The sequence below is a fragment of the Streptomyces sp. NPDC003032 genome (assembly GCF_053591415.1).
This window is the reverse complement of sequence record NZ_JBSFTT010000015.1, coordinates 163,822-176,751: the sequence shown is the minus strand read 5'-3', so window position 1 is coordinate 176,751 and position 12,930 is coordinate 163,822. Positions and strand designations below refer to the sequence as shown.

11 protein-coding genes and 2 pseudogenes are annotated in these 12,930 nt (G+C 68.8%); 4 read left to right on the top strand and 9 right to left on the bottom strand.

Features of this window, described 5'->3' with window-relative positions; genetic code table 11:
- Positions 1-57 precede the first annotated feature (57 nt).
- The 3 genes from ACWDZ7_RS22475 to ACWDZ7_RS22465 form a co-directional block, all read right to left on the bottom strand.
- Positions 58-1,014 (bottom strand): hypothetical protein, encoded by a 957-nt coding sequence (locus ACWDZ7_RS22475; protein WP_451799188.1) that lies wholly within the window; start codon positions 1,012-1,014, stop codon positions 58-60.
- Between the two features lie 101 nt (positions 1,015-1,115).
- Positions 1,116-2,099 carry a hypothetical protein gene (locus tag ACWDZ7_RS22470; protein ID WP_451799186.1) on the bottom strand — a complete coding sequence of 328 codons (984 nt, stop codon included), beginning with the start codon at positions 2,097-2,099 and terminating at the stop codon, positions 1,116-1,118.
- 258 nt (positions 2,100-2,357) lie between these two features.
- Positions 2,358-3,074, bottom strand: coding sequence for a TetR/AcrR family transcriptional regulator (locus tag ACWDZ7_RS22465; protein WP_451799185.1), 717 nt, complete (start codon positions 3,072-3,074; stop codon positions 2,358-2,360).
- Positions 3,075-3,210: 136 nt separating this feature from the next.
- Here ACWDZ7_RS22465 and ACWDZ7_RS22460 point away from each other — a divergent pair, with 136 nt between their 5' ends.
- Entirely contained in the window at positions 3,211-3,918 is a 708-nt protein-coding gene (locus ACWDZ7_RS22460; RefSeq protein WP_451799183.1) for an NAD(P)-dependent oxidoreductase, read from the top strand.
- A 724-nt stretch (positions 3,919-4,642) separates the two neighbouring features.
- Positions 4,643-6,388: an FAD-binding oxidoreductase gene (locus ACWDZ7_RS22455; RefSeq protein WP_451799182.1), complete on the top strand. Its 1,746-nt coding sequence runs from the start codon at positions 4,643-4,645 to the stop codon at positions 6,386-6,388.
- A gap of 120 nt (positions 6,389-6,508) precedes the next feature.
- Here the strand turns inward: ACWDZ7_RS22455 and ACWDZ7_RS22450 are convergent, their stop codons facing one another.
- Positions 6,509-7,534: a sulfotransferase gene (locus ACWDZ7_RS22450; protein ID WP_451799180.1), complete on the bottom strand. Its 1,026-nt coding sequence runs from the start codon at positions 7,532-7,534 to the stop codon at positions 6,509-6,511.
- A 120-nt stretch (positions 7,535-7,654) separates the two neighbouring features.
- Entirely contained in the window at positions 7,655-8,089 is a 435-nt protein-coding gene (locus ACWDZ7_RS22445) for a VOC family protein (protein WP_451799178.1), read from the bottom strand.
- 214 nt (positions 8,090-8,303) lie between these two features.
- On the opposite strand from ACWDZ7_RS22445, the gene ACWDZ7_RS22440 reads away from it, so the two are divergent.
- The gene (locus ACWDZ7_RS22440; protein ID WP_451799177.1) at positions 8,304-9,059 is read left to right on the top strand and encodes a DUF5707 domain-containing protein; all 756 of its coding nucleotides are present in this window, start codon (positions 8,304-8,306) and stop codon (positions 9,057-9,059) included.
- A 106-nt stretch (positions 9,060-9,165) separates the two neighbouring features.
- Here ACWDZ7_RS22440 and ACWDZ7_RS22435 read toward each other — a convergent pair whose 3' ends face one another.
- Positions 9,166-10,218 carry an LLM class flavin-dependent oxidoreductase gene (locus tag ACWDZ7_RS22435; RefSeq protein ID WP_451799175.1) on the bottom strand — a complete coding sequence of 351 codons (1,053 nt, stop codon included), beginning with the start codon at positions 10,216-10,218 and terminating at the stop codon, positions 9,166-9,168.
- 431 nt (positions 10,219-10,649) lie between these two features.
- Positions 10,650-10,911 (bottom strand): annotated as a pseudogene (locus tag ACWDZ7_RS22430) (amidohydrolase family protein); the annotation flags it as partial.
- Between ACWDZ7_RS22430 and ACWDZ7_RS22425 the strand changes: the two are divergent.
- A pseudogene (locus ACWDZ7_RS22425) lies at positions 10,907-11,092 on the top strand (MarR family transcriptional regulator); the annotation flags it as partial. The pseudogenes ACWDZ7_RS22430 and ACWDZ7_RS22425 sit on opposite strands and share 5 nt — an antisense overlap.
- Positions 11,093-11,302: 210 nt before the next feature.
- Here the strand turns inward: ACWDZ7_RS22425 and ACWDZ7_RS22420 are convergent.
- Complete coding sequence (locus tag ACWDZ7_RS22420; RefSeq protein WP_451799173.1) at positions 11,303-12,037, bottom strand: S1 family peptidase; 735 nt, start codon at positions 12,035-12,037, stop codon at positions 11,303-11,305.
- A 465-nt stretch (positions 12,038-12,502) separates the two neighbouring features.
- Complete coding sequence (locus tag ACWDZ7_RS22415; protein WP_451799171.1) at positions 12,503-12,874, bottom strand: hypothetical protein; 372 nt, start codon at positions 12,872-12,874, stop codon at positions 12,503-12,505.
- Positions 12,875-12,930 lie beyond the last annotated feature (56 nt).

The following is a 12,930-nucleotide window of genomic DNA, read 5'->3' as shown; positions in this document are numbered from 1 at the left end:
CCACCATGGGCGACCGACCAGCTGGGGCGGGGGCGGAAACCGGCATGCGCCGTCGGGTCACTGAGCCGCGAGAACCTCTTCCGCCATCTCGTAGTCAGTGACCGCTCCCGGCGGAGCGGCCACCTTGAAGCGCTTGCCGAAGTCGCTGAACGACTCATCGAGGTCCTTGGCCGGATTGGTGACCCGCAGGAGGAACGGGGTGCCTTCGGCAGCGATGTGGAACTCCACGGGTCCTCCCTGCCGCTTGTACGTGATCCTGGTCATGGGCTGTCCCCGCACCGTCGCCGGCCGCAGCGTCGGGGTCATCTCTCCGAGCTCGTCCAGGGAAGGCAGTCGCTCCTCCAGCCAGCTCCGCCGGGTCTTCGACGCACACATGTCACGCATGACCTCGTAGATGCCGGTGTTACGTTTCACCCACCGGTCAGCCACCACCTCCGCGTGTACCGGGTCCTTCTTGGCTTCGGGCGACAGCATGATGGCTTCCTTGCTGCCTCGTGTGTAGAGCGCCGACGGCGTGAGGACCCAGTCCAGGCTCGCGGCGCCCTTCCGGGCATGTGTCTCGCATTCCGTCGTGTCACCGCGCACCGCGCTGTGTATGACGGTGGTGCCCTCGGTCCTCATCCGCCGGGTCGACCGGAGATAGTCCTCATCGAGGGTCACGTCGATCGCCTTGCCGATGAGCTTGGCGGCTCGGGCCCCGCTCGGCTCGGAGCCCGATGACGCGGGGGCGCCGGCGGCCGGCCGTTTCGGGCTGCCCGCTGTGCGGTTCTCCCTCGCGTCGTCGCCAATGGAGCCGCACCCGGCCGCTGCGCTGAACGCGACAGCCACGGCCACAATAGTTGTCGTCGATCTTCGGGCACGCCGAACGAGCGGACCGGTGATGCTCGGCATCAAGTTCTCCCTGCAAGCAAAACAAATGGTGTAGTCATGATCCACTGTCCGGCAGGCCGCCGGTGCCGGACGCGGGCCGGCCGCGCGGCCGGCCGATGACGTCCGGACCGCGACGGCGGCCACAGCGTCCGTCCTCCGAGGCGAAGCCGACCACAGCGCACGCGCACACACTTACGCGGCTTCCCCGAGGCCGGTCCGCCCGTCCTTGGGGAAGCGCCCTCCGGTCACTCGCCGTCGGCGGCGCCGGCCAGGTCTCCCGCGCCGATCCCGGCGAACATTCCCTCCATCAGCTCCTTGACGTCCAGCTCGGTGGCGCCGGCCGGGACGGTCGGCTTGATGCCGCCGGTCATCCGTATGACCAGGCCGAGCTTTTTGACCTTGGTGTTCTCGGCGAGCTTGGCGAGGTCGAGGCGGACCTCCTTCAGCTCCCCGTTCTTCAGTGTGATGTCCGCCCTCACCTTGGCGTCCGGGGCGTCCTTCAGATCCTTCTCCGTCGGCAGTTCCATACCGGGCGGCAGCTTCTTCGCCAGCGGGCGGAGCTCGCCGACCAGTTCGGTGGCCAGGGTGCGGAAGGGAGCGGTGGCGGTGATGCGCTCGGTCCCGTCCTCGCCCCCGGCCGACTTCAGGTCGACCTCACGGGCGACGACCTCGCGCACGGCCTTCATGAGCTTCTTCTGCGTCGCGGCGTCGAGGGTGGGCTCCGGGGAGGGCTTGGCCCCCGGCTCTTCGCCGTTCTCGCCGGTGAGCTGTTCCATCTGCTTGGTGTCGATCTTCACCCACTTGCCCTCGAAGACCTTCTTGAGGGCGCCGGCCTGCGGGGGCAGGTCCGCCGCCTTCGGCATGGGGGTGCCCATGGCCTTGCCGAGCGTCTCCACGTCGGTGCGGAGATAGGTGTGGTCGCCGATGATCCGGTACTCGACCAGGCGCCCGTCCGGGCCACTGACCTTCATGGCCATGCGGTCGAAGTCCTTGTCACCGGACTCGCCGAACGGCTTCTTCGACTGCACGGTGACGCTGATCTTCGCGTCGCTGAGCAGCTGAGCGGTCTCGTCCGGCATTCCCTCGCCGGACTCCGCGGCCGAGGACTCGTCCAGTGCCTTGAGTGACGCGGCGTCGGTGTCCAGGGAGAATTCGAAGGAGAATGACTTCTCCTGGTCCAGGTTCTCGAAGGCCTGGTCGAGCTTCTGGCCGGCGGACAGCTGCTCCACGGTGCCGCAGGCGGCGGAACCGGCGAGGACCGCGGTGACGACTGCGGTGGCGGTCAGGGTCTTGCGTATGGCGGTGATGATGGTCTCCTCGTGAGTGTGCTCGGTCGGTAGACCCCTACCTGCCTCGAATGGTTGCCCTGTTCCTGACAGGAGGGCGGAAGACCGACGGCACGGCGGCGCACGCCTGCGAAGTCACCGGCGGCGATGGATCGTAGCGCCGCGTGCCACTGCGGTACGCCGGGCTTCCCGCGGGGGCGTTCACGCTTCGCGGGGGAGGTCCAGTGTCCGTACGAGCTGTGCCAGTTCCTCGTGGAAGAGTTTTTCCGGGCTGCTGGTCTGGTTGCGCATGTGGCCGTATACCTCCAGGGACACCAGACCGTGCAGGTGGCCCCAGATCCGCAAGGCGAGAGCGACGGCTGCGGGTGGCAGTTCCGGGAATGCCGGGCGCACCTTGTCGAGAAGCCCGGCATCGAAGTCCGACCATTCGAACGCGCTGGCGTCGTAGAACTTCTCGGCGTGGGGCCAGGCGGCCGCTGCGAGTGCGGTGAGTCCGGTGCAGACCCGCCGTGCGGCATCCGGGGCGGCGCCCTGCTCGGGAGCGCGGTAGCCGGGAACGGGGTCACCGTAGATGAGCCGGAAGCCCTGGGGGTTGGCCAGGGCCCAGTGCCGGAAGGCGTACGCCCATGCGTGGATCCGAGTGGCGGGGTCCGTGGCGGGTGACGCCTCCCAGGCGGTGTCCACGGCGTCGGCCAGGGCGGTGTACACGTCGTTGACGAGCGTGGTGACCAGGTCGTCGCGGGTGGCGAAGTAGCCGTAGATGGCGTTGGCGGTCATGCCCATCTCGCGGGCGATCGCCCGCAGCGTGATGGCGTCGGGTCCACCTGAGGCCATCAGTTCCAATGCCACGCGCTTGATCTCGGCCGTCGTCTCGGCACGCAGCCGCTCGCGTCTACCCCTGCCGACTGTACTTGTCACGCGCACACTCTACAGCGTCATGTTAATTGGTAGCCGTATAGAAACTTCACACCGTATAGTCGTCGCCTGTCGGGTGGTCGGTCGTGGATGGACGCGTGTCCACAGCCACAAGAAGCGCGGAACACAGGGGAGAGCCATGCACATCGGAGTCATCGGAGCCACCGGGACCATCGGCAGCCGGGTGGTCGCCGAGGCCCTCGGCCGCGGCCACCTCGTCACGGCGTTCAGCCGCGATGCCTCGCGGATCGAGGGCGACGAGCGCCGGGACGACGTCCGCTGGGCGAGCGTCGACGTCCTGGACCCGGCGGGCATCGCGGCCGTCCTGCCGGGGCTCGACGTGCTGATCAGCGGGTTCCAGCCCGGCAACGCCGCAAGGGACATCGCGGACACCGTGCAGCGCTCGATCGCCGATCCCACCGTCTACGCCACCGCGGCGCGGGCCCTGCTGAAGGCGATGGAGAGCCACCCGAGAACCCGGCTCATCGTGATCGGCGGTGCCGGCAGCCTGGAACTCGAACCGGGGGTGGTGCGCGCCGACTCCGACGAACTTCTGCACGCCGTCCTCGACCAAGTAGGGCTGCCCCGCGAGTACGCGGCAGCAGTACGCGGCCATCGCGACGCCCTGAACGTTCTGCGCGCCTCCAACCGGCTGTGGACGTACTTCAGCCCGGCCGAGGACATCTTCCCCGGCGAGCGCACCGGTCGCTTCCGGATCGGCGGTGACCAGGCCGTCCTGGACGCCGACGGCCGCAGCCGCATTTCGGCGGAGGACGCCGCTGTCGCCCTGATCGACGAAGCGGAGCTGCCGCGCTTCGTCCAGCGCCGCTTCACGATCGGCTACTGAGGCCCGCGACAAGTACCCGCCGGGCAGGCCCGTCCTCGCCTGCGCGCCTCTTCCCAGATCTCGTCGGTGACTCCCTCCGCGCCGTCCTGCAGCCGGGTGGCGCCCTCGGCCGGCGCCAGTGCCGCGCAGCCTCGGGTCGACGCCCCCGGCGACGATCGCCTTGTGGAGGTGCTGGATCGCGGTCCAGACATCGGTGTTGTCCGTGTCCTTGTTTTTGAGGCGGTCGGACCCGATCGTCGATGCCTTCGAGTCCCACCGCGAGCGCCTCCGGGACGTTGCCCACCGCGTGCTCGGATCACACGCCGACGCGGACTCCGTCGGCCTCGCGCTCCTCACGGTCCTCGACTCGCTGCGCCCCGACGAACGGCGCCCGACGACAGCAACGCGAGGTGGTCCGAGCCTTCCTGGCCGCGGCCGGCGACGATCGGTTCGTCACGCTCGGAGCCACCGAAGTCGCCACCCGCGTGCGAGCGGCCGGCAGCGCGGCACGAGGCCATGCGGCGACCGGGGCCGATTGAGCGGCCTGCGGAGAGTGGTCGAGCCGTCACTCGACCGCACATAGTTGCACATGCTGCAATCAACCGTAGTTTGACCGGCAGTTCGGACAGTTTTCTCATTGAAGCTATTGCGTCACCCCTGTCTCGCTGGGCTACTGTCGTGATCGATCATCGTTCGATGCATCTTCAACTTCCTTTGCGAACAGACCCGTTGGTGGAGTGTGACCATGAGAAGGACAAATGAGACAACCGAGTCGGACGCGGCGAACCAGGGCAGGCGGCTGGGGCGAAGATCCCTCCTCACCGGCGCCGCCGCGGTCGCCGGCGGAGCGGCCCTGACCACCGCCCCGCCCGCGGCCGCCGAGGCCCCCGCACGTTCCGGCGCGGCAGCCGCGACCACCGTCGCCACCGGCCCGCGGGCCGCAGCCGGTACGCCCGACTACATCACCGTCACCCCGGGCGACGCCCGCTTCCCCGACCTGGTGCGCGGCACCAACCAGCGCTGGGTCGCCAAGCCCGACTACGTCCGCCTGGTCACCACGACCGCCCAGGCCGTACGGGCCGTCCAGGACGCGGTCGCCGCCGGCAAGCGGCTGACCGTCCGCAGCGGTGGCCACTGCTACGAGGACTTCGTCTTCAACAAGGACGTCCAGGTCGTCATCGACATGTCCGGGATGACGCAGGTCTACTACGACAGCACCAAGAACGCCTTCGCGGTCGAGGGCGGTGCCTCAAACCTCCAGATCTACGAGGCGCTCTACAAGCTGTACGGCGTCACGCTCCCGGCGGGCTCCTGCGCCTCCGTCGGCGCCGGCGGCCACATATCCGGCGGCGGTTACGGCCTGCTCTCCCGCCTGCACGGCCTGACCGTCGACCACCTCTACGGCGTCGAGGTCGTCACGGTGGACAAGAACGGCACGGCCAAGGCCGTCGTCGCCACCCGCGACTCCACCGACGCCGCGCTCAGGGACCTGTGGTGGGCCCACACCGGCGGCGGTGGCGGCAACTTCGGCCTGATCACCCGCTACTGGCTGCGCTCGCCCGGCGCCACCGGCACCGACCCCTCGAAACTTCTGCCGAAGCCTCCGTCCGAGGTCTTCGTGCACGCCACGGCCTTCCCCTGGAAGGACATGACCGAGGCGTCCTTCACCCGTCTCCTGCAGAACTGGGGCACCTGGCACGAGCGGAACAGCGCGCCGGACTCCAAGTACAACTCACTCTTCGGCCTGCTGAAGCTGAACCAGCGTGCCAACCCCGACCGGTCGGAGATCGTCCTGCTCACGCAGATGGACGCCACCGTCCCCGATGCCCAGGCCCTCCTGGACGACTACCTGGCCGCGGTCTCCGCCGGCGTGGGCGTCACCCGCCGGGCGATGACCCAGCGGTCGGGCGAGCACGCGGCGATGCCGCAGTTCGCCAAGCCGCGCACGCTGCCCTGGTACATCGCCACCGACTACCTCAGCGGCGGCAACCCCACGCTGTACGGCAAGTACAAGTCGGCGTACGCGCGCAAGGGCTTCTCCGCCACCCAGATCAAGGCGATGTACAAGCATCTGACGCGCTCCGACTACAGCAACGGCGACGCGCTGCTCCAGGTCGACTCGTACGGCGGCCGCATCAACGGCGTCAAGCCCGGCGACACCGCGGTGCCGCAGCGCGACTCCGTGCTCAAGCTCCAGTACCAGACCTACTGGACCGACCCGGCTGAAGAGAGCAAGCACCTGGCCTGGATCCGCGACTTCTACAGGGACGTGTACGCGGAGACCGGCGGTGTTCCGGTGCCGAACGACATCAACGACGGCTGCTACGTGAACTATCCCGACAAGGACCTCGGCGACGCCGCCTGGAACACCTCGTCGGCCGCGTGGAACAGCCTCTACTACAAGGACAACTACGCCCGCCTGCAGAAGGCGAAGGCGGCCTGGGACCCGAAGGACATCTTCCGGCACGCCCAGTCGGTACGCCTGCCGTAACTCGGTACGCCTGCCATAACTCGGTACGCCTGCCGTAACCACGCGGCGGAACCCTGTGGCCACCGCCGCCGCCACCTCGCTCGGGGCGGTGGCGGCGGCCACGGGTCGTCGCCAGTCCGGCTACTCCTCCAGCGCGCGAGTACCAGCAGCGCAGCTCTTCCTCAACCCGTCGAGGTCGGTGGCCGTCAACTGCCTCTGGGCGGAGCCGCGACGGCTGTCGTCGAGCTGGGCGCACGCGCCGTCCAGCCACGCCGGGGAAGGGTCGACCCCGACGAACGCGGCGAGACGGCCCAGTTCCTGCCGGGGAGCGTCGAGGAGATCCTCGTAGGCCAGCGTCATGCGCTGATCGGACGGCAGACTGTCCAGGAATCGCACGCCCTGGATGACGAGTTCGGACCACAGGTCGCCGAACCGCCGCAGGGGGAACTCCCGGTCCCGCACGAGCGCGGGATCGAAGCTGTCACCGAGCAAGGGCGCCAAGTCCGCTGGGAGGGCGGCCAGCTGATCCCCCGACAGTTCCGCGTGGCTGTCGACGCCCGTCCGTTCCCTGATCTCACGCATCAGGGTGATCATGCGGTATCCGGGGTGGCGGCTCATGGACAGGGCGCAGTCCGGCCCGTCCCGGAAGAGGTGCACGAACTTGGCGTACGGGAAGGCGGCGCGCAGTCCCGGCGCCCAGCCCGTCGAGTAACCGGAGCGCTCCACGACAGCGGTGCGGCCGAACCGTGCGCCGAGCAGCTCGAAGAGCGCCTCGTGATGTGCGGCGGCGGTGCGGTCGGGCCAGTCCACGACCGCCGTACGGATCTCGTCGAGCAGACCGTCGGGGTCGTCGGTGAGGTGGGGCAGCACCATGAGGGAGAGCGCGGGGATACCTGTGGTCCGCGCCGTGTACCGCCCCGGGCGGCGGGTGTAGAGGAATTCCGGCATCAGCAGCCCACTGCGGATCATGCTCGCGAAGTACGGGGTGGGCCGGAAGAGGGTCTCCCAGAACTCCGCGCCCGACAACGGGCCGTCAGGGAAGGCCGCGTCCCCGACCGAGGCCAGGTACTCGTTGAGGCTGAGCACGTCGGGATGGGTGTTGAGGATGCGGGACAGCGCGGTGGAGCCGCTGCGGCCCGTACCGATGACGAAGGTCAGACTGCGCAAGATTACTCCCCGATTCGGACGATCGAGTCCGGTACCCCGAACCTGTAGCTGCCCGAGCTACAGTCACGAAGTATCTTCAAGCGATGCGGTCCGGCGACCTCGCCGTACGCGGAGGGACGCTCAGTCCAGACAGAACTCGTTGCCCTCGATGTCCTGCATCACGATGCACGACTCGTTGTCGTCATCGGCAAGCAGCGTTCGTACGTGTGTCGCACCGAGCGCGACCAGTCGTGCGCACTCGGCCTCCAGTGCGGTGAGGCGCTCATCACCCACGAGTCCGGTGCCGGCCCGCACGTCGAGATGCACCCGATTCTTGCAGATCTTCCCTTCGGGAACGCGTTGGAAGAGCAGGCGAGGGCCCACGCCCGAGGGATCACTGCATGCGAAGTAGGCGTCCTGATCCTCAGGCTGCAGCGAGCGATGATAGTCCTCCCAAGTGGCAAACCCCTCCGGGACCGGCGGTACGACATACCCCAACACCTCGCACCAGAAACTGGCGAGGCGCGCGGGTTCTGCACAGTCGAAGGTGACTTGGAACTTCTTGATCGTTGACATCGGCGCACCATAACAGGGGACTCTGTTGCTCACCTCCCGGCGTGAGGAGGGGGAAGAGCGGACGTACGGCACCCCAGAGGCGCAAGGGTTGTGCGCGACACGCGTGTTGATCAACACAATGATGAAGTCATGGTGAAGAACGTAAAGTCGTCGCGTCAACAACAACCTTGCCGGGCAGTCCATTTCGTCCCGGCGTCATCCCGTGGGGGGATTCATGCGACACCGCATCCGTATCGCCGTGCTCAGCTCGGCCCTGGCCGTGACCGGCTTCGCGGCACCCGGTGCCTTCGCTGCCGCGTCCGACGACGTGACCATCGACAAGGTCACCGCCAACGGCGGCAAGCCGATCGTGCTCGGCACCACCGCCGCGCAGACCTTCTCGGTCTCCGTGACGGCGTCCGACGACTCGGGCATCGACGAGGCCGACATCACGCTGTACGGCCCCAGCTCCGCGGTGGCCCTGCCGACGTCGGCGCCCACCTGCGTGGCGTCGAGCGCGACGACCTCGACGTGTACCGCGAAGTTCACGCTGGACCCCGACACCGACTTCTACGACAACAGCCCGGCCGGCACCTGGTACGTCGACGCGCTGATCACGGCCAAGGACATCGACACCATCCTGGCGGAGAAGGCCGGTTCCTTTAAGGTGCAGCGCCTGTCCAAGCTGACGGCGGACGCTTCGCCGGAGCCGGTCAAGAAGGGCAAGACGCTCACCATCACCGGCGCGCTGACCCGCGCCAACTGGGAGACCCACAAGTACGCGGGCTACACCAACCAGTCCGTGAAGCTGGAGTTCAAGAAGAAGGGCACTACGACCTACACGGCCGTGAAGACGGTGAAGTCCGACACCAAGGGCAACCTGAAGACCACGGTCAAGGCCGCCAACGACGGTTACTTCCGCTGGAACTTCGCCGGGAACTCGACGACTTCCGCGGTCAAGGCCGCTGGCGACTACGTCGACGTGCGTTGATCACCGAGCAGTAGCCCTCTCGGCCTTTCGGCAGGTGTGGACGGCTCCGTCCGCACCTGCCGTTCGTGTCGCGGGGTGATGAACAGCTCGCGCGTATCCGGGACGGTCATTGCCGGAGTTCGGCGAGTCGGGCCATCTCGGTGGGCGGGTCGATCACCGGTTGGATGAGCAGCTCATCGACGCCTGCCTGTTCCAGGGCGGTGATGCGGGTGCGGAGGTCGTCGCGGGTGCCGACGAGGGCGAGGCTGTTCATCAGCGAGGGCAGGACCAGGTCCCGGTCCTGCGGTGCGATGCGTCCGAGGTAGTTGGGGTAGAGCTTGATGTACCGGTCCCGCGCGGTGGCGGTGGTGCCACGCCGGTCGAGGAGTTCTCGCACCGCCTCGCGTTGGTCGGGGCCCAGTTGCCCGGCGAAGGCGGGTCTGTCGGCGGCGAAGTCCAGGAGCGACAGGACGAGGTGACCTGTCGCGTCCCTGGCCGCGTCGCTGTCGGAGTCCTCGTTGTCGCGCAGCAGGTGGAGCGCGGTGACCACGTAGGAGTGCGCGTGGGAGTCGGGGTCGCGGAGTGTGCCGTGGGCGGCTTGCCGGCGGGCGTCGTGCAGTGCGTGCCAGGCGGTGGGCTCGAGCAGGCCGAAGGAGATGAGGCCGGCGCCGCGGCGGCCGGCGACGGCGGCGGCTTTGGGTCCGAGCGCGGCCACGACGAACTCGATCGGATCGGTGGCATTCACGTGCGCCCCGGTGTGCAGGAACCGGATGTCGCGGACCCGGTCACCTTCGCGGTACTCGGTTGATCGCCCGGCACACAGATCCTGCAGTGCCGCGGTGAAGTTCTCCAGCGAGGCCGCCGTGGTCGGCTGCATGCCCAGAGTGCGCCGGGCGGTGTTTCCGGTGCCGACCCCGCAGATGATCCGGCCCGGTGCCAGGGCGTTCAGGCCGGCGAACCCGCTCGCGGCGGCCGGGGCCGAGCGCAACGCCGGTGAGGTCACGCCGATACCGAGCCGGATGCGGCGGGTGGCCTTCGCACACAGGGCCAAGGCGATGAAGGGGTCGCCGTGGACCATCGGGGTGTCGTTGACCCAGAAGCTGTGCAGGTCCAACTCCTCGGCCAGCACCGCGAGATCCTCCACACCGGGCTGCGCGGCGACCACGACGCCTGCACGCATCAAACCTCCAAAGTACGGGGATCGAATCGAGGTTGCTCATGCTGGCAGGTCCGAAGGCTGAAGCCCATGGCCGTGCCGCCGCTGCCGACACCCAGGGACCGGTTGACGACATCAGTCCCACCGTAAGCCGACACCGAACCGACTCCCGGCGCCCCAGGCCAGCTCTGGACGCGGGCTTGGAGGTGGAGGGTCCCGACGATGCCGAGGCGCATACCGACGGGCGGGTAAACGCCGGGCGGCATGGCGGCGGCCTGCTGGGTCTCGCCGAAGAAGCTGCCCTGCAGCGGGAGGCCCGCGCGGTGGTCGAGGCAGGCGGTGACGGAGTGGGCCTTCAAGCTCCCGCCGCCGTATTTGGAGCCCCGCCGCCTGGCGTCGTCGGCGACCTCGTCGGCGGGGGTGACGAGCCATCCGGTGACGGGGCTGGGGGTGCCGCGGACTGTGGTCGCCGTGGCCGCGCGCAGGGCCCGTGAGGGCGTGAGGCCGGCTGCCACGAGGGTCGTACACGTCGTCGAGCTTGCCCCGCGGGTAGCGGTTGTAACTGGACCGCAGGGTCTGGTCCCACTTGCTGTCGAGACGTGCGGCGCCCCGGGGGCCGTCGGCGAGTTCGCCGCCGGTGATCCCCATCATCGAGGCATTGAGAGCGATGCGGGAAATGACGAACATGCCCGCATCCTTGATGAGGCCGATGATCTCGGGCGCGTCCTTCTCCGAGCAGCCTTCCGACGATGTGGCGTTGGACCGGATCGGACCGGCGCGGTCCCGTCTGCGACGACGCTCACCGGCGTCGAGCAAGGACCTCTCCCGCAACCTCGTACTCAATGTGATCGCCGATGCGCCGGGCGAGACGACTGCCGGAGGACTCGCCGCCTGCATGGAGGACGGGAACAGGCCATCGCACGCGGCGACCGAACTCGTCATCGACGCGTTCGTCACCGCTGACGCCAAGGCGTCTGCTATCCGGGCGGGCGACGGACCCCACCCCCTTGGTACCACCCCGACGGGACCTCCGCGCGGGACATGAGACGGGGAAGCCGCACCGGAACGCTCCGGTGCGGCTTCCTCGTGAGATCGGCTGCGCCGGCTGCTATCGCCGAATGACGGAGCGAATCCAGCGCAGCTGCTGGGAGACCTCTCCGGCCTCGGCGCTCTTCTCCCGGTCGGAGCCGTTGAAGACGCCGATGAGGGTTTCGGTGCCACGCGGGCCGACGGTCATCACCGGACCCCCGGAGTCGCCCCCGGCGGGAATCCCCTTCACCTTCTTCATGCAGAAGTCGGGGCCGCCCGGTGCGGTGTGACCCGCGCACAGGGGGTCGTTCGGCCGTACGACCTTCAGGTCCGACTGCTTGAGGACGGGAGACTGGCAGGCGCTCTCGTCCGTGGTGCAGGTGGCGCCCCACCCGTACTGCCGCACGGCCTGGCCGCGGTGGACGCCCACCGTGGCCAGGCGTGCCGTGCGGACGTTCATCGGCGGAACCTTGACGAGCATCATGTCGGCGTGCGCGCTGCCCACGCGCTTGCCGGGTATGGGGCGGACCTTGGTGCCCCTGCGCATGTCGAGGTTGCCCACCCGGAAGGAGATCCGCTTGTCGGCGACCGGCTGTGCCTGCTCGTAGAAGCAGTGGGAGGCGGTGAGGATCCACTGGCGGGCGACGGCTGTCCCGGTGCACGCCGGTTTGCCGTCAACGAGCATGCGTACTGCCCAAGGTCCGTAGGTGCTCTTCGACCCGCCGATGACGGCGGAGGCCGGAGTGGACGACATCACCGAGCCCATTACCAGCGCCAGGGCGGTCAGCAGCAGTACACGAACGCGACGCACCATCCAGAACAACTCCTCTCAGGGGTACAGCTGTACAGGTAGTGAGAGACCCCCCTGAGCAAAAGCGTTCCACCCGAGCCCGAACCCGGCGGCGTCCTCCGGTGCCATGCGGCTCCCGAGCCCATATGAGCTGAAGGCCAGGGACAAGCTGTCCACCGCGGGTGCCAGCCGCACCGGCACCAGCAGGCGCGCGTCCCCAGCTCCGCTTGGAGGCCGTAGGCCACGTGGTCCGGCGCGTGACCGTGCTGTCCGACACTGCGGACCTGAGCTGCCCGGCGACTTGGACCGGGTCGCGTTCGCGTTCGCGGTCTGCGCGCCGACGGCGGGAGCGCCCAGCAACGTGCCCGCGGTCAGCACGAGGGAACGGACGGCAGGCGCGGCGCCTCGCGCACCTCGGCGCGAGTGTCCGGTGGCATCCGAGCAGCGCGGCACCGCGCTCACCGGTCCGACGCCGCGTGCTCCCGGGCCTCACGGTTCTGTGAGGACACCGGTGCGCAACAGGGCCGGCCCGAGGGGTGTGATGAGGTGCAGCACGGACCCGCCTCGGCGGCTGGTGATGAGGTCCGTGTTCCGCAGCACTGTCGCGTGCTGACTGGCCGCCGCGGCCGTGACGTTGAGGCGGCGGGCCAGTTCGCTCGTCGTGCGGCCTTCCGCTGTCACATGTAGGGCGGCAGCTCGCGTGCGGCCGAGCAGAGACACCAGGTTCCGCATGGCGGAGCCGTCCGCTTCCGCCGGTCCGGTACCGGTCAGCGGCCGACGGAGAGCCGGCACGGTCAGCCGATGGCAGGCGCGCACGGCCTCGGCGAGTTCCCTCCGCGCGTCGCGGTCGCCCTCGGACACCCGTCTCGCCCACGGCAGGTGTCCGGGGTGGAAGCCGAGACCCTCGACCGCGCACC

Bases quoted from the DNA above. Each gene is read 5' to 3' on its own strand.
- ACWDZ7_RS22460 (WP_451799183.1), top strand. From the start codon at position 3,211: ATGCACATCGGAGTCATCGGAGCCACCGGGACCATCGGCAGCCGGGTG.
- ACWDZ7_RS22455 (WP_451799182.1), top strand. From the start codon at position 4,643: ATGAGAAGGACAAATGAGACAACCGAGTCGGACGCGGCGAACCAGGGC.
- ACWDZ7_RS22445 (WP_451799178.1), bottom strand. From the start codon at position 8,089: ATGTCAACGATCAAGAAGTTCCAAGTCACCTTCGACTGTGCAGAACCC.
- ACWDZ7_RS22440 (WP_451799177.1), top strand. From the start codon at position 8,304: ATGCGACACCGCATCCGTATCGCCGTGCTCAGCTCGGCCCTGGCCGTG.
- ACWDZ7_RS22435 (WP_451799175.1), bottom strand. From the start codon at position 10,218: ATGCGTGCAGGCGTCGTGGTCGCCGCGCAGCCCGGTGTGGAGGATCTC.
- ACWDZ7_RS22420 (WP_451799173.1), bottom strand. From the start codon at position 12,037: ATGGTGCGTCGCGTTCGTGTACTGCTGCTGACCGCCCTGGCGCTGGTA.